Genomic DNA, 22,025 nt, shown 5'->3' with positions numbered 1-22,025 from the left:
CAGCCCAAGGGCTGCCCGGTGTAACAAAATCCCTAGGGTGAAATCACGCACCGGCACCCGTGTCACGCGGACATGAGGTTGACAACAAGGATGGCAACCTGGGGCATGAGGGCCGACGCGTAGATGACGCGGAAGATCTGCAGCACGGCGATCTTTGCCAGGTCGGCGCCCAGGTCGCCGGCGATGAGCGCCATGTCGCTCGCGCCGCCGGGTGAGGAGGCGAACAGCGCGCTCTTCATGTCGAGCATGCCGGTCTTGGTGGCGATGACGGAGAACGTGAAGTTCACGACCATGTACATCGCCATCATGATGATGACCGGTCCGATGATGGTGTTCAGATGCGACACCGTCTCGGGCGTCACCGAGGAGCCCACCAGGCTGCCGGCGAGGACCTGTGCGACGCGCTTGATGGTCATGGGCATCTTGCAGGCGTCGGTAAAGATGTTGAGCGTCGCGACCACCACGAGCGAGCACACGAGCGATCCGGCGGGGATGCCGCTGGCGTAGCCCACCGCACCGCAGATAAGCGCCACCACGAGCGTGAAGACGGTCCGACGCTGCGGGGTGTTGATGAAGCGGTCGAGCACGGTCGGGTTGGCGGTCTGCGTCATGTCGAGCGCGGGGCCGCTGTCCTCGCCATCGCCGATGTTGCGCGTCATGAACGAGACCCAGCTCGGCAAGAACGCCAGGACGGTGGCCAGGCGCAGCGTCTGCATGATGGCGACGGTGCTCGCGTCGGCGTCGAGGTCCATCGCGATGAGCGAGACGTCGGCGATGCCGCCCGCCACGCACGAGAGTAGGCCGGTCATGAGGTCCCAGCCGAAGACCGCGTGAAACACGATGCCGAGCGTGATGGTGTTGACGGTGAGCAGGGTGATCAGCAGGATGAGCGGCTTGATCATATGCGGCACGTTGCGCACGTCGCGCTTGCTGATGGACAGGCCGATGAAGGCGCCGGAGATGCCCTGCGAGATGGCTTTGATGGGCGCAGGCATCTCGGCGAAGCCCGTAAACGCGCTGACGATGCCCACGGCGAGCATGGACCCGATCATGGCGGGAACGGGGATGCCGATGCGGCGCGCGACAAAGAATCCGACGATGGCGACGACCAGTGTCACCAGGATATGCAGGAGTTCCACGGGACCTCACGATGGGCGAAAGAATTACTTGATATGTCAAGTATTCTATGGGAACTCCAAGGCCCCCGCGCGACGCGGGCAAAAAAGAACACTGTGAGCACAATCAGGGTGCGAGATTGAGCCGGCCGCCGTCATCTCGACGGCAGGTCATAGGGCGCTAGTAGTGGACGACGTTGCCGGCTTTGTGGATGCGCGCGAGCACGGGCGCGGCCTCGTCGCTTGCGAAGTAGTCATAGGTGCTGGCGGGAACGAGCGCGCGGACAGTCTCCATGTCGCCTGCCTGCAGGGCACGGCGCACGGTGGAGGCGCTCACCGGGGCGCCACCGGTCTCAAGGCGCGGTACCACGTGCACCTCGATCCCGACACGCGGCAGCTCCTCGCACATGACGCGGTTGTACACGCCGGTCACCTGGCTCGTGGGCTCCTCGCCCACGAAGCGCTGAGTGACGCCAAGTTCGGCGGCGATGCGGGTGAACACGGCGATGTCCAGGCGCGCGTGTCCTTCGTTGACCGCGACGTCATCTTTCAGGAAATAGCTCGGGAAGGTGGCCGACGAGATGATGTAGGGGCCGGACTCGTGCACCACGACGTTGTCCAGATCGGCGACACCCGCTTCGACCAGGCGCTTGCGCACGGCAAACGGCACGAGGCTGGCGTCTTCGCTCACCACGAACAGATGGAGCGTATCGACGGCTGCCGCGGCGACCTCGACCAGATGGCGATGGCCCAAAGTGAACGGGTTGGCATTCATGACCACCGCGCCTGCGGTGCCCGGGCGACGAGTTGCGGCAAGGCGACGCAGATAGCCCGCAAAGCCGTCGGCGCGATTCTCCAAAAACACGAGCGTGCCGTCGACGCGGGCGATTTCCTTAAAGCCCAGGTCGCAGAAGAACTTGGCGGAATTCACCTTCGTGTACACGAAGAGATGGACGTTGCCGCGCTCGTACTGCACGTCGATCAGGTGGGTGATGAGCTTGTTCATGAGCCCTTCGCCCTGGTAGCGGCTGTCGACGGCGAGACAGCGCAGCGTGTTGCCGAAGCAGCTGCCCGTGGCGATCACATTCAGGTCGTCATCCTGGATGGCGCACGTGTAGTCAAGATTGCCGTCGCGCTGGATGCCCTCCTTTTCGAGCAGGGCATCCACCTGCCCCATCGTGAAGGAGTCGGTGGGCCAGACCTTGGATACGGTGTACTCGTCGAGCATGGGTTCCTCCGGGGCGTCGGTGCGTTAAGCGTTCTCGGTGTGAGCGTACTGCGCCTTGATGATGTCGATGAGGGCCTGGACCTGAGGCAGGCGCTCCGATTCCTTCTGGCAATCGATATACATGCGGCGGATGAACGGCTCGCCGTTGGCAAAGGTGCAGGGGCGGATGCAGCCGTCGAAGCCGTCGAGCACGATCTCGGGAAGCAGGGCCCAGCCGATGCCGCGCTTGACGAGCTCCTGGCAGGTCATGAGGTCGGTGACGTTGATGCGGTTCGCATCGTTGGCAAGGTTGTTCTCGTGCAGCCAGCGCGTCATGAGCGCGGTCTGCGCAAGGTCGGTGGTGTGGTTGATGTAGGTGAGCTCGGAGAGGGGGAGCTGCTCGAGCTCATGGGTGCACACGGCGCACAGACGCTCCTGCGCAAGCAGGTACTGCATGCCGTCCCAGGGCAGCTCGCCGCGCAGGACAGCCAGGTCGAGTGCGCCGCTCTGCAGGCGACCGTGCAGGTCGCTGCTCTTGCCGATGGAGATGTCCAGGTGCACGAGCGGATAGCGCTCATGGTACTCGGCGATGACGTCGGCAAGGTGAACGAACGCGTAGTTGGTGGAGAAGCCCGCGCGCAGCGTACCGCAGACCTCGCCCTGTGTAGCCCCGAGCTCCCGGCGCAACAGGTCGAGCTCGTGGCGCACCTGGGCGGTGCGGCCGAGGACAAGCTCGCCTTCTGGAGTGAATCGGACGCCCTTACGCGTGCGGATGATGATCTCGCAGCCCAGTTCGCGCTCGATGGCCTTGATGCGCTTGGAAAGGGCGGACTGGGTCAGATAGAGGCGGTCGGCGGCATGGGTGATGTTGCCGCATTCTTTGAGCATGTGCAGGAGGGCGAAATCTTTTTCGTCCACGGCGAACCTCCAACGTCCAACGCATACGTGTTTCTGAGATGTTCTTAAGCTATGAGGTGATAAGCATTCCGGGCATTCATAGGTGATAGTAGCGGCCCCGTGTGAAGAGCTTATGCACCCATCGCGCGAAAGAGCCTTCAAAACAGGGCAAATAGCAGGAAGAACAGCGAAAGAACAAGCCAGGGGAAACGAGGAGGCGCGCGTGCGTTAGGGGGACTGGACCCGTCGCCGGCCAATAAGCAAGTAGCAAAAGGAATGGAAATAATGAACAAGGAGGAAAGATTCTTCTACATTGCGCGGTGCCGCGCAGGGTGCCCGCCTTGCAGCGGACAGGATTGTCCGGCGAACATGGATGCACATCTGCTTGCAAAGGGGGCGGTATTTCGCGCAGCGCACGAGCCCGATGCCGCGCGGATCGATTTCTTTCAGGCGGACAAAACGGCATGCGACACGTGGGGGAGAGGCATCGGCCGAACTGCTCTATCATTCCATATAGTATTAGAAAACGGATATTACGATAGCTCTGATTCAGTAAACAGGAGATGACCGTCATCGGGTCGGCGGATAGGGTGCAACCTGATGTCCGTACCCGCCCTGTACGATGAACCAGATGATTTAGGACTGATTGGTGACGGTAAGCTGTAATTGAGCATCAAATGTGCAGCCAGATAGCCCAATACCATGAAAAGACGTAATGGAAAAACACGAATCTGGGGAATGCCTCTCAGGAAAGACAGCAGAAAAACAAGCAAACGGATGCAAATCAGGGACAAACGGCATAAAAACACCTGAGGAACAGTTTGAATACACGGCATTACTAATGTGAATGCAAAAGTATGAACAAGAAGAAAATAAGTTATTGAAGATTCTTTTATGATGGGACTGCGTAAGATTCGATAGACCGTCGGGAGCCCGGGTAATCGCCCGCGGCACCGTCGGGCGCAACAGAGAGGAGCGCGGATGGTTATCGAAAAGACCGCAATGGCCGGCACGCTCGAGTCGAGCGATGCCCAGGTGACCGTATCGCCCGCCGATGCGCTGGAGATCGTCATCGAGAGCAGCGTCATCAACCAGTACGGCCGCCAGATCAAGGCTACCGTCGAGGAGACCCTCGACCGCCTGGGCGTCACGACCGGTCTGGTGTCCGTCGTGGACAAGGGCGCGCTGGATTGCACGCTCAAGGCCCGCGTCGAGTGCGCGGTGTTCCGCAGCTGCGATGCTTCGATGTCCAACATCCCCTGGGGAGGTGCGATTCAGTAATGGCTAAGATCACTCGTCCGAAGCCCAACAAGGACCGCCTGCGCCGCACCATGATGTTCATGAACGCGCAGCGCCCGGGCCTTATCAAGGATGCCTACATCTACGGCTGCGACTCCATCATGCTCGACCTTGAGGACGCGGTCGCCGTCAACCAGAAGGACGCCGCCCGCTTCTCGCTGTATCACGCCCTGACCACGATCGACTACGGCGATACCGAGGTCATCGTGCGTATCAACGGCACCGATACCGAGTACTGGCAGGAGGACGTGCGCGTCTGCGTCGCCGGTGGCGCTGACGGCATCCGTATCCCCAAGTGCGAGACCGCCGCTCAGGTCCAGGAAGTCGAGGCTGCCGTCGAGGCTGCCGAGAAGGAGTTTGGCGTCGAGGTCGGCCGCACCCTACTCATGGCCGCGCTCGAGAGCCCGCTGGGCATCATGAACGCCTACGAGATCTGCACCGCGTCCGACCGCATGCTCGGCTGCGCCATCTCCGGCGGCGACTTCCGCACCTCCATGCACGTGCAGATCGAGCCCGACGGCATCGAGATCAACACCGCTCGCGCCATGATGCTGCTGGCCGCTCGCGCCGCCGGCGTGCAGTGCCTCGACACCATGTATCCCAACCTGGATGACGAGGAAGGCTACCGCCAGGAGGTCGACCTCATCGTCCGCATGGGCTTCGACGGCAAGTCGCTCATCAACCCCAAGCAGATCGCGTACGTGCACGAGCGCCTCGCGCCCACGCCCAAGCAGATCGCCCATTCCGAGAAGATCGTGCGCAGCTGCCGCGAGCAGGCTGACGCCGGCGTCGGCGTGTATGTCGTCGACGGCAAGATGGTCGATCCCCCGTTCTTCAAGGAGGCCGAGCGCATCATCGAGCTCGCCAAGAAGTGCGGCGTTTACCACGGCGATCTGTAAGAGAGGAGCCAAGATATGATTAACGCAGTCGGAAGGGACATTCCCGACTACCTGCTCGAGAACGGCAAGGAAGTCTATCAGGGCCGCTTCGCCAAGGACGGCCAAGTGCTCAAGCGCGACGCGCCGACCTGTGTCATGAACGAGAAGCCGGTTGCCGACAAGCTGTGCGCGTCCATCCGCGAGGCCTGCGAGAAGTGCGGCGCCCACGACGGTATGACCATCAGCTTCCACCATGCGTTCCGCAACGGCGACTACACCGCCTCCATGGTGTGCAAGGTGCTCGTCGAGGAGATGGGCATCAAGGACCTGCGCGTGGCCGCCACCTCGCTCGGTGACGCCCACAACCTGCTGGCCGACTACATCGAGCAGGGCATCATCGTCCAGGTCCAGGCCTCCGGCGTCCGTGGCCGCATCGGCGACGTCATCTCCGCCGGCAAACTCAAGGAGCCCGCGATCATCCGCTCCCACGGCGGCCGTCCCCGCGCCCTCATGGCCGGCGAGCTGCACATCGACATCGCCTTCCTCGCTGCCGCGTCCTGCGACAAGGTGGGCAACGCCTCCGGCAACGGCGGCAAGAACAACTGCGGTTCCATGGGCTACGCCATCCCCGACTCCAAGTACGCCGACCGCGTCGTCGTGCTGACCGACACCCTGGCTCCGTTCCCCAACGTGCCGGCGTCCATCAAGTGCGAGGACGTTGACTGCGTCGTCGTCGTCGATGAGATCGGCGACCCCAAGCGCATCGGCACCAAGGAGGCGCGCGTCACCCAGGATCCGCGCAACCTCATGATGGCCGAGCGCGCTGCCGACATCATCGCCTGCACCCCGTGGTTCGTCGACGGCTTCTCCTATCAGACCGGCGCTGGCGGCCCGTCTCTGGCCGTGACCCGCTTCCTCGAGGAGCGCATGGACGCCAAGCAGATAAAGATGGGCGTCGCCTTCGGTGGCATCACCGGCAACATGTGCGACCTGCAGGATCGCGGTTACGTCCGCAAGATCGTGGACACCCAGGACTTCGATACGAAGGCCATCGCCCACCTGCATGATTGCCCCGATCACGTCGAGATGACCGTGAGCGACTACGCGAACCCCGCCAACAAGGGCGCGTACGTCAACTACCTCGATTACATGATCCTTGCGGCCCTCGAGGTCGACACCAAGTTCCACGTCAACGTCATCACCGGTTCCGACGGTGTCGTGCGTGGCGCGCCCGGTGGTCACCCCGACACCGCGGCCGGCTCCAAGTGCTGCATCATCGTCACGCCGCTCGTGCGCGGCCGCATGCCGACCATTTGCAAGGACGTCACCACGGTGACGACCCCTGGCGAGTGCGTCGACGTCGTCGTGACTGATTACGGCACCGCGGTGAACCCGGCCCGTCAGGACATCATCGACTGCATGGACGCCGCGGGCATCCCGCACGTGTCCATCGAGTGGCTGCAGGAGAAGGCCTACTCCATCGTGGGCGAGCCCGACCCGCTGCAGTGGGAGGACAAGGTCGTCGCCATCGTCGAGGCGCGCGACGGCAGCATCCTCGACGTCATCCGTCAGGTCAAGCCCTACACCTTCGAGTAAGCAGGGCTGATGGCCTCGCGCCATCGACGTGATAAGAACCCCGGCAGCGCTTCGCGCCGCCGGGGTTCTTTGCGTATCGCGGTGTCCCGAACGTACGCAAACGGGCTACAAGTCCGCGCACGTGCGCGAAGTGAGTGTGTCGATTTAGATATGCGGAGTAGACGGCGATTATCTCGATACGCGTCGCAGGTCAGAAAATGGCACCATGCAGGTATACAAAAGGTTCGCGAAATGAAGCACTCACTTCGTGAGGTTCGGGTGCCCAGCGGGTTGGCGCACATGGGCTACCAGAGTGCTTTATGTCTCAGTAGGCGAGAGCTTCGGGGCCAAACAGGCCCTCGATGAGTCCGAAGAACACGGCAAGCGACAGCAGGTCGGCGGCGCCGCCGGGGCTCACGTTTAGGCACGTGAGCTCGGCATCGTAGGCGGCAAGCGTATCGACCAGGTCATCCGCGGACAGGCGGGCGGCGTCGAGTGCATGGCAGCGCGCCTGGTGGTCGATGAGCGCTTGGGGTCCTCCGCGGTGCACGACGTTGGTATCCTCGAGCACCGACATGATTTTGACCAGGCACCGCAGCAGCGCGATGCGGGCGGAGTCCACACTTTGCATCTGGGGTGCAGCGTCGTGCAGGTAGGGAAGCGCGATGGACCTGAGCTGCGGATAGCCTTGCGCCGCCTCGCCGCGCACGCCCTTCATGCCGCGTTCGAGCAGCAGACGCTCTCCGTGGGAGAGTTGCGTCTCGCCTTGAGAGGCGCGCTCGCGCAGGTCGCGGACATCATGGTCGAGCAGCCCCTCGCCCATGCGTGCGACGAGCCGGAACAGCGCTGTGGTGTCCTGAGGCGCAAAGGGCAGCGTGCGTCCGTTCGCCAGCAGGGCGCCGACAGCTCCCAGAACGAGCGCAAAGGTGAAGTTCGCCCCTTTATGCGTGTTCACGCCGTCAGTGGCGGCAAACATGGTCGCTTCGGCGCGTACGCCGATTCGGCGCACCGTATCGGCAAGCTTGTCGGGATCGTCCGAACCCATCTGAAAGCCGGCGTCAACGTATTCAGAAAACAGGGGTTCCAGCGCATCGGCACTCGCCATGAACGTCGATAGATCCATATCGGTGTGGGCGCCGTTGGTTGCAGCGTCAACCAGGCCGGGCTTAGGAGTAAGACGCGCCTCGGCGATCAGCGAGGCGCGTGCGAATGCGGCGATCTGTGTGCAGAGAGCGGCACGGCCGTCAGTGGACGCCAATGTTTGTCATCTCTCCGTTCACCAGGCTGTAGGAGTTGCGCAGATGTGCGCGAACGACCTGCTCGATCTTTTTCTCGGGTCCGAAGCGCATGGCAAGGTAGATTCCCCAGTGCTCCTCGAGTGCCTGGTTGCGGCGCTCCTCGGGACTGGCGGAGATGTTGCGGAAGTAGCGCGTGTAGGCCTGCAGCGGCTCGATGATGCTCTGCAGGCGCGGGCTGTTGGCCTTGGCGAAGATGAAGCGGTTAAAGTCATCCCAGTTGTCGACGACGCCCTCGACATCGTCGTTGGCATTGAGGCGCTGGCCGCGCTCGAGCAGCTCGCGAAGCTCCTCGAAGTCCTCATCGGTCATGTTGCGCGCGGCCTTGGTGGTAGCGAGCGTCTCGAGGACGACGCGGATTTCGAAAACCTCCTCGGCATCGCGCTTGCTGATGCCGCGGACGATGACGCCGCTGCCCGCCTTGCGCTCAACCAGACGTTCAGCTGCGAGCTGATCGAGGGCTGCACGGATGGGCGTGCGGCTGATGTGCAGCGACTGGGCGAGCTGCTTTTCGTTGATCATGGTTTCCGCGGGGATGCGCCCCAGCGTAATCGCCTGCTTGAAGGCAGAGAAAAGAACGTCCTTGAGCGGCGCATTCTTTGAAAGGTCGAGGAACTCGCACAAGGTCAGCATCAACGATTCTGTGTCCATGCATTACCTCCTACCTCGTTATTGCTCCTCAGCTGTAGCAATTGTAAAGGATGGGCTTACCATCGTTTTTCAAGAACGGTTCTAAATATGGCCAGGAGGTATTCCATTTTGGAAAAGAAGAGACGCTGCAGCGCGCTTTGATGTGTGCGCAGAAGGAATGGCGAGAGAGGGGGCGGGTAGGGGGTTGCCTTGATTGAGCGAGCGAGGGAGCGGAGAGCCGCTTTGACGGAGGGAGCGGGTAGAGGGAGTCGCCCTGACGGGGGCGGCGCCTACCAGAGGGGGTGCGCCACCTCGTTAAATCGCTCACCCGGGCCCGCCCGCGGCAATGCGCTATCCCAAGTCCCCTGTCGTCTGGTGGGCTGCAGCGTACCCATTGCAGTCCGCCGTCCAGGCGTCCAAGCTCCGTGTCGCCAAATAAAAAACCGCGGCCGCCGGGATGGCGACCGCGGTTTGGAAAGAGGGAGCCAAATAACGGTCCCCCTGCAGAGCCTGAACGATTAGGCCTGCGGGACGTACAGCGGGATGGCGCCCGTGGCCATGATCGTGACGACGAAGATCACGAAGATGCACAGGGCCCACTTGCCCGCGGCGCGCTGCCACTCGCCCAGATCCTGGCCGGTGAGACGCAGGAGCAGGTAGATGAAGGCAGTCAGCGGGGACAGCAGGTGGAAGGCCTGGCCCATGAGGGAGGCGAGAGCCATCTGCAGGTTGGTGAAGCCGTACGCATAGCCGGCCTCGGCGATGGCGGGCATAACGCCGAAGTAGAAGCCATCGTTGGAGATGAAGAACGTGCCGGGCGCGGAGATGAGGCAGACGATGAGGCCCCAGAAGCCAGCGAGCTGCTTCGGGATGATGGTGATCAGCGACTGCGCAACCGCGTCGGACATGGACAGACCGAGCTCGGAGTCACCCTGGAACAGGCCCATGAAGATACCGGCGCCGAAGATCAGGATGACGACCTGCACCGCGTCGCCGCCGTTGGCGCCGATGCGAGCGGACTGGTCCTTGATCTTGGGGTAGTTCACGAGCAGCGCGATGATGGTGCCGAGCATGAAGAGCATCTGGTTCGGGAGCGAGATGGCCTCGATGAAGGAGCCGGCCACCAGCCACGCGATGAGGACAACGGTCATGATGGCGTTGAACAGCCAGTTCTGGGGACGACGGAGCTCGAGGGTCTCGGGATCGTCGATAGCGCAGAGCTCGTCGATCTCAGCCTGCGTGAACTCGGTCACGCCGAGACGCTTGCGCTCCTGCTTGCCCATGAAGCGGGCGACGACCACGATGTTGAAGATCACGGAGATGATCATGCCGGGCATGAGGTAGGACAGGATGTCGCCGCCGACCTCGCAGACGGCCATCGCACGAGCGGTGGGGCCGCCCCAGGGCAGCAGGTTCATAACCGTGTTCTGAAGGATGACCAGGACGGCCAGGTTCATCTTCTTCATGCCGAGCTTCTCGTAGATGGGGAGGAACGCGGCGCAGCAGACAAGCGTCGTGGTGGTTCCGTCACCGTTGAGCGAGATGCATGCGGCGACGACCGAGGTGGCGATGAGGACCTTCATGGGGTCGCCCTTCGCGAACTCGATCATCTTCTTGGTGATGGGGTCGAACAGGCCCGCATCGAGCATGATGGAGAAGTACAGAATAGCGAACAGCAGCAGGATACCGGTGTTAGCGGTAGTGCCGAGGCCGTTCATGACCCAGTCGCCGATGAGCGTCCACTGGGAGATGTTGCCGGTGACGATGAGCACCAAGAACGCGAAAACCATAGGAATCGTGCACAGTGCCACGAGCGGCGACAGCTTCTTGGTCATGACGCAGAACATGAAGACTGCGATCATGAGCCAACCGAGGATGGTTATAGCCATAACTTCACCCTTCCCTTTCCCTTTTCCCTTTTCCAACCGAACCGATAAAAAGTGGCGGCCTGTGTCCCATGCGTTTGATACAGGCAGCCGATGCTCGCGAAAAAGAATAGGGCGCATTCCTGCGAGGAATATCGAAGAGACACCAATCGGAACACCAGAAAAACAACATCTATGTGGGGAAACAGTAAAACCGCAGGTCAGAGCTAGAAGCAAATGACTATTGGAGGCATAGGAATAAACAATCGCCGTTCGCCAGTCGATACCGACCGTTCACCGGCACTGAAGCGGCGTTCAACAGGCCCGATTTTGGATGCCAGACCGCCAAAACTAGAATGGATTTCGGAAAACATCGAGCTAGCGATGGGTGAGACAGCAGAAGTACACGGCGGTGCACACGTGAACAACAAAAGTGCATGCAGTCCATTCTGTACGCCTATAAAGTAGTAGCCATGAATCGCTGGCACGATTGCGGAGGCAATCGCCGCGTGATTGCCACGGATAACCGAGGGGAAGTGAGTACATGGGCTTCTTTGATTGGTTGCGGCGCAAGGACGCCGAGCCCGAGGCGAAGGCAGCGACGGCACCGGCCGCCGCGCCGGCTCCTGCGGCGCCTGCGCAGCCGGAGGAGGAGTGGGAGAAGATTCCCGCCTTCCTGCCGGTCGATGCCTCCGAGCATCGAGCGGTCGTGATCGCGGCAACGGCGATCGCGGCGGGCGACCGACCCGAGAGCCAGCTGGTGGTGCGCCGCGTGAACGCGGTCAATCCAGAGCACCGGCTCGTCTCATGCATCGCATCGGCGCTCGCCGCCGGGGCGATGGAAACCAGCCAGTTCGTAGTCAAAAACGTCTACAAGAGAAAGTGATGGAGGAGGACCATGCTTCGTAAGTTCAAGATCTCGATCGACGGGACCCAGTACATGGTGGAGATGGAGGAGATCGGCGCGCCGACCCCGACGCCCGCCGACGCCGTCGCCGCTCCGGCTCCCGCCGCTGCCACGTCCGCCGCTCCTGCCGGTGCGACCTCCCAGACCGCTCCCATGCCTGGCAAGATCATCGACGTTCAGGTGAACGTCGGCGACACCGTCAACGTGGGCGATCCGGTCATGGTGCTCGAGGCCATGAAGATGGAGAACCAGATCATCGCCGAGTCCGCCGGCACCATCGCCTCCATCGCGGTGGCCAAGGGCGACATGGTGAACCCGGGCGACGAGCTGTTCAGCATCGCCTAGCGCTTAGCACTTTGCGCGCACCCGTGCGGTGCATCTATATAAGGAGAGACCATTGGAAGTACTGAATCAAGCCGCTGACGTGCTTACCGCGGGCGTGCTCGGCCTCGGCGCCGAGCCGGGCCGCATCGTGATGATGCTCGTCGGCATCGTCCTTATGTACCTGGGCATCAAGAAGGAGTACGAGCCCACGCTGCTCGTGCCCATGGGCCTCGGCACCATTCTGGTGAACATCCCCGACTCCGGCGTGCTGCTGACCGGCGGCGAGCCCGGCCCGTTCCAGATCCTGTTCGATATGGGCATCGACACCGAGCTCTTCCCGCTGCTGCTGTTCATCGGCATCGGCGCGATGATCGACTTCGGCCCGCTGCTGGCGAATCCCTTCCTGCTGCTGTTCGGCGCTGCCGCCCAGTTCGGCATCTTCTTCGTCATCATCGTGGCCGGCCTGCTCGGCTTCAACCTGGCCGACTCCGCTTCCGCGGGCATCATCGCCGCGGCCGACGGCCCCACGTCGATCTTCGTGGCGAACTCGTTGCAGTCCAAGTACCTGGGCGCCATCATGGTCGCCGCCTACTCCTACATGGCTCTCGTGCCCATCATCCAGCCGATCGCCATCAAGGCCGTGACCACCAAGAAAGAGCGCATGATCCGCATGGTGTACAAGCCCGGCTCCGTGTCGCAGACGGCTAAGATCATCTTCCCGATCGTCATCTGCATCGTCGCCGGCCTCATCGCGCCCGCGTCCCTGCCGCTCGTCGGCTTCCTGATGTTCGGCAACCTGCTGCGTGAGTGCGGCGTGCTCGACAACCTGTCGATGTCCGCCCAGAACGAGCTCGTGAACCTCATCTCCATCCTGCTGGGCCTGTGCGTGTCCGTCCGTATGCAGGCCGGTGAGTTCCTGCAGGTCGATACCCTCATCATCATGGGCCTGGGCCTGCTCGGCTTCGTGATGGACACCGTCGGGGGCATCATGTTCGCCAAGGTCCTGAACATCTTCCGCAAGGAGAAGATCAACCCCATGATCGGTGCGTCGGGCATCTCGGCGTTCCCCATGAGCTCCCGTGTTATCCAGCGTCTGGCCACCGAGGAGGATCCGGGTAACTTCATCCTCATGCAGGCGGCGGGCTCCAACGTCGCGGGCCAGATCGCTTCGGTCGTCGCCGGCGGTCTGATCCTCGGCATCGTTCCCGGCATGCTCTAAGAGAGGGGGATGTGAACGATGATTACCACTGAGATTCTGAGCGAGTCCCTGATCATTCTGGCCCTTGGCTGGGGCGGCATCTTCGTCGTCATGATCATCATCTACCTCGTGTCCATGGCGCTCATGCGCCTGTTCCCCGCGGACAAGGACAACTAGGTTTAGCGCTTACGCCGAGGGTGCGGCCGGGCCAGGGTCCGCCGCACCCTCGAGCTTCACGGCACGGTGGTTGCCGTTTCATCGTACGAGCAGGAAGGGAGGAGCCGTGAGCAAGTCGATCGACGCGCTGGTCGCGATGGTGTTCGACGGGCCCGAGGCACAGCTCCCCGATATGCTCGACGCGCGCGAGCGCCGCGCCGCTTGCCAGCGCGAGATGCTCGCGGATGCGCGCGACGACGAATCGCTGCTGTGCATCACCCTGTCCATCCCCGGCCCGCACAAGACCTCCGACGCGCTCGAGCACGTCTTCGATGTGCTGGCGGCGCAGGCCGAGGCGGCGCTCGACGGGGCCACGGTTCGCGAGCGGCGTTCGCTCGGCGGAGTCTCCGGCCCTGAGCTGCTCATGCTCGTCGAGCTGCCGGCGCGCGAGCTCAAGCGTCGCGTGGTGCAGGTTGAGCAGACGCATCCGTTGGGTCGCCTGGCCGACCTCGATGTGCTCGGGCGAACGGGCGATACGCTGTTTTCGGTCCAGCGAACCGAACTGGGGCTGCCGCTTCGCAGATGCCTGATCTGCGACGGCGAGGCCAAGGCGTGTGCTCGTTCGCGCGCGCACACCGTGTACGAAATGCAAGAAACAATTGCCCAGATGATTGAGCAAGGGGGTTATATCTAACCATGAGCAAGCAGATCAAGTTCACCGAGACCGCTCTGCGCGACGGTCAGCAGAGCCAGATCGCGACCCGCATGCCCATCGAGGACATGCTGCCGATCCTGGAGACGATGGACCAGGCCGGTTACTACTCCATGGAGGTCTGGGGCGGCGCCACGTTCGACTCCTGCCTGCGCTACCTCAACGAGGACCCGTGGGAGCGCCTGCGCACCTTCCGCGCTCACGTCAAGAACACCAAGCTCCAGATGCTGCTGCGCGGCCAGAACCTGCTCGGCTACCGCAACTACGCCGACGACATCGTCGAGAGCATGGTCAAGAAGTCCGTCGAGAACGGCATCGACGTCATCCGCATCTTCGACGCGCTGAACGACGTCCGCAACCTGCAGACCTCTATCCGCGCTGCCAAGGAGGCCGGCGGCGAGGTCCAGGCTGCCATCTGCTACACCACGAGCGACGTTCACACCGTGCCCTACTTCGTGAACCTCGCCAAGGAGATGGCCAAGGCCGGCGCTGACACCATCTGCATCAAGGATATGGCCGGCGTGCTCGAGCCCGGTGTCGCCACCGAGCTCGTGGGCGAGATCAAGGCCGCCGTCGACCTGCCGCTCGAGGTCCACACCCACTGCACCGCAGGCATCGCCGAGATGACGCTGCTGAACTCCGTTGCCGCCGGCGCCGACATCATCGACACCGCCATCTCCGCTTTCGCGGGCGGCACCTCGCAGCCCTGCACCGAGTCCATGGCCATCGCGCTCGAGGGCATGGGCTACTCGACCGGCCTGAACATGGACAAGCTCGAGGCCATCGCTCAGCACTTCGCGCCCGTGCGCACCAAGTTCAAGGAGAACGGCACCCTGAACCCCAAGGTCATGGAGGTCGAGCCCAAGGCGCTGCTGTACAAGGTGCCCGGCGGCATGCTGTCCAACCTCATCTCCAACCTCAAGGACCTCGGTGTGTCCGACAAGTACAACGAGGTTCTGGCCGAGGTTCCGCGTGTCCGTGCCGACCTTGGTTACCCGCCGCTGGTGACCCCGCTGTCCCAGATGGTCGGCTCCCAGGCCATGATGAACGTCGTGACCGGCGAGCGCTACAAGGTCGTCCCCAAGGAGATCAAGGACTACGTCCACGGCCAGTACGGCAAGTCCCCGGCGCCGATCGACCCCGAGGTCCAGAAGCTGATCATCGGCGACGACGAGCCCATCACCTGCCGTCCGGCCGACCTGATCGAGCCCGCGATGCCCAAGCTGCGCGAGGAGATCGCCCAGTACGCCAAGACCGAGGAGGACGTGCTCGATTACGCCCTGTTCCCCGAGCAGGCGCGCGACTTCCTGGGCCGTCGCGAGGATCCCTTCTACGACGTCCCCGTCCAGGAGGTCGAGGTCTCCATCGAGGCCTAACCGACGAGGCGGCGCCAGGTACAAACTTGTCGCTTGCGGGCGGCATCCGGGGCAACCCGGGTGCCGCCCGTTTTCATGTGGGACCTCAGCGGGCCTTATAAGCACGACGGTGCTGATTTCCTGACGATGAGGAGTCAGCGCGCGCCTCTTTTGGCTTATAGGACAAAAGGTGTGTCTGATTACGGGGCATCGGCGCAGGTCGATGCCCTTTTTTACTTTTTAAAATTAGCGTCCGTCCCTTTTCCTGCCGTAGAGAGAAAGCAAGCGCACTCCGTTGGTCTCACCCGACGCGCAGCGCCCGCCCCTTTTTCCTGCTGCAGAAAGAAAGCGCCCGCCGACGGGATGCCGACGGGCGCTTCGTGCGCGACGATGTGTGCACTACGAGCGGTTACTCGCCGAGAATCGTCTTCTTGATGGACGCAGCGGCCTTCTTGCCGGCGCCCATGGCGAGAATGACGGTTGCGGCACCGGTCACGATGTCGCCGCCGGCCCAGACCTTCGGGTTGCTCGTGCGGCCGTCCTCATCGGTCTCGATGAGGCCCCAGCGGTTGAGCTCGACGTCGGCGCAGAGCTTGGCGAACGGGTTCGCGCGCGTGCCGATGGCGGTGATGGCCACGTCGCAGGGGATGGCGAAGTCGCTGCCCTGGACGGGGACCGGACGACGGCGGCCGGAGGCGTCCGCCTCACCGAGCTCCATGCGCTGGAGCTCGATGGTGGACACGAAGCCGTCGGGGCCGGGCAGGAACTTCAGCGGGCTGCAGAGCTCGAGGATCTCGACGCCCTCTTCCTTGGCGTGGTGGATCTCGGCGCGACGCGCGGGCATCTCGGCCTCGGTACGACGGTAGGCCAGGGTGACCTTCTCGGCGCCCAGGCGCAGCGCGGTGCGCGCGGCGTCCATGGCGACGTTGCCGCCGCCGAAGACCACGACGTTCTTGCCGTGCTTGACGGGGGTGTCGTACTCGGGGAACTGGTAGGCCTTCATGAGGTTCGTACGGGTGAGGTACTCGTTGGCGCAGTAGACGCCGGGGAGGTTCTCGCCGGGAACGTGCAGGAAGCGCGGCAGACCAGCGCCGACGGCAAGGTACAGCGCGTCGAAGCCGTCCTCCTCGAACAGCTCGTCGGCGGTGAACAGGCGGCCGGCCACCGAGTTGTACTCAAAGTGGACGCCGAGCTGCTCCAGGCCGTCGATCTCGCGCTTGACGATGTCCTTGGGCAGACGGAACTCGGGGATGCCGTAGGTCAGCACGCCGCCGCCGGTGAAGAACGCCTCGAACACGGTGACGTCGAAGCCCTCGCGCGCGAGCTCGCCCGCGCAGGCGATGCCGGAGGGGCCGGAGCCCACGATGGCGACCTTGTGACCGTTAGACGGCTTGCACTCAGGCGCGGTGCCGACTTCCTCGGACATGTCGCCGAGCATGCGCTCGAGCTGGCCGATGGCGACGGGGTCGCCCTTCTTGCCGAGGATGCACTTGCCCTCGCACTGGTTCTCCTGCGGGCAGACGCGACCGCAGACGGAGGGCAGCAGGTTGTCGGCCTTGATGGTGGACAGAGCGCCGGCCCAGTCCTCCTCGCGGATCTTCTCGATGAACTGCGGGATGTGGACGCCGACCGGACAGCCCTCCATGCACAGGGGCTTCTTGCAGTCGAGGCAGCGGTTGGCCTCGGCGATGGCGTCAGCCTTGGTGAAGCCCTTGTCGACGGGGCGGAAATCGTGGGCGCGCTCGTCCGCGGGCTCCTCGTTGGCAGGGGTGCGCGGAGCTCCGATGTTGGGACGGTACTTTACTTCTGACATGCGCAGGCCTCCTCGTAGCGCGTGATGGACTGAGCCTCTTCGGTCTTGTACGTCGCCTGACGGTGCGCCAGGTCGTCCCAGTCGACCAGGTTGGCGTCAAAGTCCGGGCCATCGACGCAGGCGAACTGGGTCTCGCCGCCGACCTCGACGCGGCAGCAGCCGCACATGCCGGTGCCGTCGACCATGATCGGGTTCAGGCTGGCAACGATAGGAATCTTGTGCTCGCGGCAGGTGAGGGTGGAGAACTTCATCATCGGGACGGGGCCGACGCAGAACGCGGCGTCGATGGTGTCGGTCTCGCACAGGCGCGCGAGCGGCAGGGTGACGACGCCCTTCTCGCCCATGGAGCCGTCGTCAGTGGTGACGAAGAGCTCCTCGAGCGGCAGCGCTGCGAACTGCTCAAAGAGGATGAGCAGGTCCTTGGTGCGGGCGCCCATGATGACGTAGACCTTCTTGCCCTGCTCGCACAGCATGCGCGCGACAGGGTAGGCGATGGCCAGACCAACGCCGCCGCCGATGACGGCGACGCTGTCGCCCTCGATCTCGGTCGGCTTGCCCAAAGGACCGGTGATGTCGCGAATCTCCTCGCCCTCCTCGAGCTTGGAGAGGCACTCGGTCGTCTTGCCGACGACCATGAAGATGAACTCGACCCAGCCTTCCTCGGGATTCCAGTTGGCGAAGGTGAACGGCACGCGCTCGCCCGTCTCGTCGACACGCACCATGAGGAACTGGCCTGCATGAGCGTGCTTGGCCATCCTCGGCGCATGGACACGGAACTCGAAGACCTTCTCCGAGAACTGCGTCTTTTTAAGGATCTTGTACATAAAACCCCTCTCTTATCAGGCGGGGGCGCCGATGCCGGCGAAGGCGGGCGTCCCGTTTGCAACCCAGCACGCGCGGTGTGCGCATACAGCATTCAGTATACTATCGCGCGCGCCGCTGCACGCGACGGCTCGGTAGGTGGATGGATGAGGATGCGCCCCGTTCATCCTGCCGAAGCGGCATGAACGGGGCGCATTCCTGTCCGTGTCATGCTGTACTGTGCTTAGTGCTTGCCGTTGCTGGCGGCGCTGCCGTTCACGTGATCGCGGGCAAAGATGACGCCGCGGGTGAGGGCAAGCGCAGCTGCCTCGGCGGCGCGGAAGGCCGTGTCGTCGAATTCCTCCGCCTCGCGGGCCCGCAGCTGCTTGAGCACGAAGTCGGCTACGGCCATGCGTCCCGGGGGATCGCCGATTCCGACGCGGATACGGCTGAAATCGCGGCTTCCGAGTTTGTCGATGATGGAGCGAAGGCCGTTGTGGCCGGCGTGTCCACCGCCGACCTTGACGCGCACGTCGCCTGCGGGGATGTCGAGCTCGTCGTGGATGACGAGCAGCTCTTCCGGGGAAATCTTATGCGCGGCGCACAGCTTGGAGATAGGACCGCCGCTGGTGTTCATATAGGACTGCGGCTTGACGAGCAGGACCTCGCGTTTGCCGCCCTCGGCGTCCGCATCGTTGACCTGGATGCTTGCCACCTCGGCACCCGACTGGTTTTTCCAATACGTGACGTTTGCCTGGCGCGCCAGCGCGTCGACGGCGCAGAAGCCGGCGTTGTGCCTTGTGCGCGCGTATTCGTCGCCGGGGTTGCCCAGGCCGGCGACCATGCGGATCTTCTTGGGCTGAGCCGCTGCCATGCGGTCTCCTTTCGCGTGCGTTTTGACGTCCAACATGGTGACGAGGGTGCGCCGGATTGTCAATTTTGAGGGCGCTTCACCTTAAGGTGGACAATTTGTTCAGATATGAAGGTCTCGGAGCCGCCGGGCGCCCTAGGATTCAGCTGTTCTTGCCGTATCGGGGCGTTGCCGCCAGAAGCGACCGCCGCGCTGCTGTTGACTGATAAACTGATGTATTGCGTTATAAACGACTATCTCTTGAGTAAGCCCCCTGCAACCTTCATATCTGAACAAATTGTCCAAGATGGGTACGGGGATACGTGACGGCGCGCTCGGAGGCGTCTGGACGGGAGCCTGTGCGCCCCATCTGAGCGTTCGAGCAAGGACAGCGGCGCGCATGCTGCAACTCGTGCGCGCCCGCAGCAAAAACAGGGGCTCGCGGCGAATGCCGCGAGCCCCTGCCCTAGTGGCGTTGTGTCGGCGTGTGCTGCCCTACAGCGCGAAGTCGCCGCCCACGAGCTTGGAAACGGACTGCTCAACGTAGACGGCCTCGATGGCGTCGGCGAACTCATCGGCGACGGTGATGGTCTTGATCTTGCCGCCGACCTCGACGGGGATGGAGTCGGAGACGACGCACTCGACGATCGGCGCCTCGTTCAGGCGCTCGATGGCCGGGCCGGAGAAGATGCCGTGCGTGGCGCAGACATAGATGTCGCCGGCGCCGAGCTTCTTGAGCTCGCGCACGTTGGCGCACAGGGTGCCCGCGGTGTCGATCATGTCGTCGTTGATGATGCAGGTCTTGCCCTCGATGTTGCCAATGATGCCCATGACCTCGGCGGCGTTGTGACGCGGACGGCCCTTGTGAGCGATGGCAAGGTCGCAGCCGAGCATGTCGGAAAGCTTCTTGGCGGCCTTTGCGCGGCCGACGTCGGGGGACACGACGACGAGCTTCTCGGTGTCGAAGCCCTTGGCGTTGTAGTAGTCGCCGAACAGCGGGAGGGCGGACAGATGGTTCACCGGGATGTCGAAGAAGCCCTGAATCTGGCCCTGGTGCAGGTCAAGGGTGATGATGCGGTCGACGCCCGCGCGCTCGAGCAGGTTGGCGACGAGGCGTGCGGTGATGGGCTCGCGCGGTGCGGCCTTGCGGTCCTGGCGCGCGTAGGCGTAGTGCGTGATGACCGCGGTGATGGTGCGGGCGGAGGCGCGCTTGGCGGCATCGGTGGCCACGAGCAGCTCCATGAGCATGTCGTTGACGTTGGGTCCGGCGATGGACTGAACCAAGAAGACGTCGGCGCCGCGGACCGACTCGTCAAAGCGAGCGTAGATCTCGCCGTTCGCAAACTTCTCGAGAGCGAGACCCGAGAGCTCGACATCCAGGATGTCTGCGATCTTCTGCGCGAGCGGTCGGTTGCATGAGCCCGAATACAGGCGCAGCGTCTTGAACATCTGCTGGGTCAATTTGTGGTCCTGTGCTGGCATTTGCCGATTCTCCTTAGCTCTTGGACTCCCATGCCCTTCCCGAACGGCTACAGACGGGCGCGCCTGCGCTCGGTGTAGCCCTCTATGATGCGCTGCTCGGAACGCTCGAGGGCGAGCGCTCCGTCAGGAACATCCTTGGTGATCGTGCCGCCGGCTCCGGTGATCGCGTCGGAGCCGATGTGCACGGGGGCGACCATCATGGTGTCGGAACCGATGAACGTACGGTCGCCGATCGTGGTCGCGTGCTTGTTCTTGCCGTCGTAGTTGCAGGTGATGGAGCCCGCGCCGATGTTGACGCCGGCGCCCATCTGCGTGTCGCCAATATAGGAGAGGTGGGGGACCTTGGACCCCTCGCCGATTGTGGACTTCTTGATCTCCACGTGCGTGCCCACGTGCGCGCCGTCGAGCAGGTGCGTGCCGGGGCGCAGGTAGCAGCGCGGTCCGCACGTAACGCCGTTTTCGACGACGGCCTCGATGGCCACGGTCTCGTCGAGCGAGCAGCCGTCACCCACGCGCGTGTCGGTCAGGCGGGTGTTGGGCCCGATCTGGCAGTCCTCGCCCACGGCGCTGTGGCCGATCAGGTGGGTCTGCGGCCACACGACCGTGTCGCGGCCGACGGTGGCGTCCGGTCCGATCCAGGCCTGCGCGGGGTCGATGAAGGTGACGCCCTCGGCCATGAGGCGCGCATTGATGCGGTCGCGCGCGATGGCGGTGAGCTCGGCGAGCTGGGCGCGGCTGTTGACGCCCAAGCCGTCGCGGTAGTCCTCGCAGTGGTAGATGGTGTTGGCGTGCCCGGCCGCCTTGAGGATCTCGAGCATATCGGGCAGGTAGTACTCGCCCTGCGCGTTGTCGTTGGTGACGTCGCCGATATGGGCGGCGAGCAGCGCGCCGTCAAAGGCGTAGCAGCCGGCGTTGCACTCGAGTAGGGACGCCGCCTGCTCGGGCGTGCAGTCCTTCTGCTCGACGATGCGCGCGACGGAGCCGGACTCGTCAAGCTCGATGCGGCCGTAGCCGAAGGGATCGGGCGGCGTCATGGTAAGCACTGCTGCCGCATGGGTGCCGTCGGCGACGGTCGCCGCGAAGGTGCGGATCGTGTCGGCCTGGATGAGGGGGAGGTCACCGTTCAGGACCACCACGGGACCGGCGTCGATGCCGGTGGCCTCGAGCGCGACGCGCACGGCGTGGGCCGTACCCAGGCGCTCGGTCTGCTCGACGCATTCGATGCGCGCGGCGTCCTCGCCGTCGTAGGTGGCCGAAAGCAGGTCGCGGACCTCGTCGGCGTGGCTGCCGACGACCACGATGACGCGGTTGACGCCCGCGGAGAGTGCGGCGTCGGTGACCCAGCAGATCATCGGCTTGCCGAGAATCTTATGCGAGACCTTGGCATGGTTGGACTTCATGCGCGTGCCTTCGCCGGCAGCCATGATGATTGCGGTGACATCCATCGGAGAGCCTTCCCGGTTGTGGTGCAGGTCGTGCGGGCGAATCTGCGGTCCGCGGCGCACATACACCGATGATACCGCAGCTTGTGCGATATGCGGTTTTCATCAAATACAAACCACGCGCAAACCGCGTGCGCCGGTGCGCAACAATGGGACAAAGGGGACGTTTGGCGACGGGCGCGGTGCCCGATGCGGGGACGCGCTGCGTTGCCATAGCGCTGGGC

The 22,025-nt window shown here is 63.4% G+C and carries 20 protein-coding genes; 9 read left to right on the top strand and 11 right to left on the bottom strand.

Features of this window, described 5'->3' with window-relative positions; genetic code table 11:
- Positions 1–62: 62 nt before the first annotated feature.
- The 3 genes from QUW00_RS00645 to QUW00_RS00635 all read right to left on the bottom strand — a co-directional run bounded on the left by QUW00_RS00645 (position 63) and on the right by QUW00_RS00635 (position 3,240).
- Entirely contained in the window at positions 63–1,139 is a 1,077-nt protein-coding gene (locus QUW00_RS00645; RefSeq protein WP_289612477.1) for an AbrB family transcriptional regulator, read from the bottom strand.
- A 157-nt stretch (positions 1,140–1,296) separates the two neighbouring features.
- Positions 1,297–2,343 (bottom strand): [citrate (pro-3S)-lyase] ligase, encoded by a 1,047-nt coding sequence (gene citC, locus QUW00_RS00640; RefSeq protein WP_289612476.1) that lies wholly within the window; start codon positions 2,341–2,343, stop codon positions 1,297–1,299.
- 24 nt (positions 2,344–2,367) lie between these two features.
- Positions 2,368–3,240: a LysR family transcriptional regulator gene (locus QUW00_RS00635; protein WP_289612475.1), complete on the bottom strand. Its 873-nt coding sequence runs from the start codon at positions 3,238–3,240 to the stop codon at positions 2,368–2,370.
- Between the two features lie 960 nt (positions 3,241–4,200).
- Here QUW00_RS00635 and citD point away from each other — a divergent pair.
- From citD to citF, 3 genes are read left to right on the top strand one after another with little or no spacing between them, the layout of a single operon-like run.
- Positions 4,201–4,500, top strand: a complete 300-nt coding sequence (citD, locus tag QUW00_RS00630; protein ID WP_235422986.1) for a citrate lyase acyl carrier protein — start codon at positions 4,201–4,203, stop codon at positions 4,498–4,500.
- On the top strand, positions 4,500–5,417 hold the full coding sequence (locus tag QUW00_RS00625; protein WP_289612474.1) for an aldolase/citrate lyase family protein: 918 nt from the start codon (positions 4,500–4,502) through the stop codon (positions 5,415–5,417). Before citD ends, QUW00_RS00625 begins: the two co-directional genes overlap by 1 nt.
- 15 nt (positions 5,418–5,432) lie before the next feature.
- Complete coding sequence (gene citF, locus QUW00_RS00620; protein WP_289612473.1) at positions 5,433–6,992, top strand: citrate lyase subunit alpha; 1,560 nt, start codon at positions 5,433–5,435, stop codon at positions 6,990–6,992.
- A gap of 304 nt (positions 6,993–7,296) precedes the next feature.
- On the opposite strand, the gene QUW00_RS00615 is transcribed toward citF, so the two are convergent.
- The 3 genes from QUW00_RS00615 to QUW00_RS00605 form a co-directional block, all read right to left on the bottom strand.
- Positions 7,297–8,229 carry a triphosphoribosyl-dephospho-CoA synthase gene (locus QUW00_RS00615; RefSeq protein WP_289612472.1) on the bottom strand — a complete coding sequence of 311 codons (933 nt, stop codon included), beginning with the start codon at positions 8,227–8,229 and terminating at the stop codon, positions 7,297–7,299.
- Positions 8,216–8,917: a GntR family transcriptional regulator gene (locus tag QUW00_RS00610; protein WP_289612471.1), complete on the bottom strand. Its 702-nt coding sequence runs from the start codon at positions 8,915–8,917 to the stop codon at positions 8,216–8,218. The genes QUW00_RS00615 and QUW00_RS00610 overlap by 14 nt, the downstream gene beginning before the upstream one ends.
- Before the next feature lie 497 nt (positions 8,918–9,414).
- Positions 9,415–10,785, bottom strand: coding sequence for a CitMHS family transporter (locus QUW00_RS00605; protein ID WP_289612470.1), 1,371 nt, complete (start codon positions 10,783–10,785; stop codon positions 9,415–9,417).
- A 520-nt stretch (positions 10,786–11,305) separates the two neighbouring features.
- On the opposite strand from QUW00_RS00605, the gene QUW00_RS00600 reads away from it, so the two are divergent.
- The 6 genes from QUW00_RS00600 to QUW00_RS00575 all read left to right on the top strand — a co-directional run bounded on the left by QUW00_RS00600 (position 11,306) and on the right by QUW00_RS00575 (position 15,434).
- Positions 11,306–11,647, top strand: coding sequence for a hypothetical protein (locus tag QUW00_RS00600; RefSeq protein ID WP_289612469.1), 342 nt, complete (start codon positions 11,306–11,308; stop codon positions 11,645–11,647).
- Positions 11,648–11,659: 12 nt separating this feature from the next.
- Positions 11,660–12,013 carry a biotin/lipoyl-containing protein gene (locus QUW00_RS00595; RefSeq protein ID WP_289612468.1) on the top strand — a complete coding sequence of 118 codons (354 nt, stop codon included), beginning with the start codon at positions 11,660–11,662 and terminating at the stop codon, positions 12,011–12,013.
- Positions 12,014–12,065: 52 nt separating this feature from the next.
- Positions 12,066–13,211, top strand: coding sequence for a sodium ion-translocating decarboxylase subunit beta (locus QUW00_RS00590; protein WP_289612467.1), 1,146 nt, complete (start codon positions 12,066–12,068; stop codon positions 13,209–13,211).
- Between the two features lie 18 nt (positions 13,212–13,229).
- Positions 13,230–13,367, top strand: a complete 138-nt coding sequence (locus QUW00_RS00585) for an OadG-related small transporter subunit (RefSeq protein ID WP_289612466.1) — start codon at positions 13,230–13,232, stop codon at positions 13,365–13,367.
- 106 nt (positions 13,368–13,473) lie between these two features.
- A complete protein-coding gene (gene citX, locus QUW00_RS00580; protein ID WP_289612465.1) occupies positions 13,474–14,040 on the top strand; it encodes a citrate lyase holo-[acyl-carrier protein] synthase in 567 nt (188 codons plus the stop codon).
- Between the two features lie 2 nt (positions 14,041–14,042).
- Positions 14,043–15,434 carry an oxaloacetate decarboxylase subunit alpha gene (locus QUW00_RS00575; RefSeq protein WP_289612464.1) on the top strand — a complete coding sequence of 464 codons (1,392 nt, stop codon included), beginning with the start codon at positions 14,043–14,045 and terminating at the stop codon, positions 15,432–15,434.
- Positions 15,435–15,822: 388 nt separating this feature from the next.
- Here QUW00_RS00575 and gltA read toward each other — a convergent pair whose 3' ends face one another.
- From gltA to glmU, 5 genes are all read right to left on the bottom strand, one after another.
- On the bottom strand, positions 15,823–17,226 hold the full coding sequence (gene gltA / locus QUW00_RS00570) for an NADPH-dependent glutamate synthase (protein ID WP_289612463.1): 1,404 nt from the start codon (positions 17,224–17,226) through the stop codon (positions 15,823–15,825).
- Positions 17,214–18,050, bottom strand: coding sequence for a sulfide/dihydroorotate dehydrogenase-like FAD/NAD-binding protein (locus QUW00_RS00565; protein WP_289612462.1), 837 nt, complete (start codon positions 18,048–18,050; stop codon positions 17,214–17,216). Before QUW00_RS00565 ends, gltA begins: the two co-directional genes overlap by 13 nt.
- Positions 18,051–18,271: 221 nt before the next feature.
- Positions 18,272–18,901: an aminoacyl-tRNA hydrolase gene (pth, locus tag QUW00_RS00560; protein WP_289612461.1), complete on the bottom strand. Its 630-nt coding sequence runs from the start codon at positions 18,899–18,901 to the stop codon at positions 18,272–18,274.
- Between the two features lie 471 nt (positions 18,902–19,372).
- Positions 19,373–20,359, bottom strand: coding sequence for a ribose-phosphate diphosphokinase (locus QUW00_RS00555; protein ID WP_289612460.1), 987 nt, complete (start codon positions 20,357–20,359; stop codon positions 19,373–19,375).
- 47 nt (positions 20,360–20,406) lie between these two features.
- Complete coding sequence (gene glmU / locus QUW00_RS00550) at positions 20,407–21,804, bottom strand: bifunctional UDP-N-acetylglucosamine diphosphorylase/glucosamine-1-phosphate N-acetyltransferase GlmU (RefSeq protein ID WP_289612459.1); 1,398 nt, start codon at positions 21,802–21,804, stop codon at positions 20,407–20,409.
- Positions 21,805–22,025: the final 221 nt, after the last annotated feature.

Origin of the sequence: Collinsella tanakaei (assembly GCF_030373545.1) — a bacterium.
Classification (GTDB): domain Bacteria; phylum Actinomycetota; class Coriobacteriia; order Coriobacteriales; family Coriobacteriaceae; genus Collinsella; species Collinsella tanakaei_C.
Note: the sequence above shows the minus strand (reverse complement) of the source record. Positions and strands in the feature narration are given on the sequence as shown.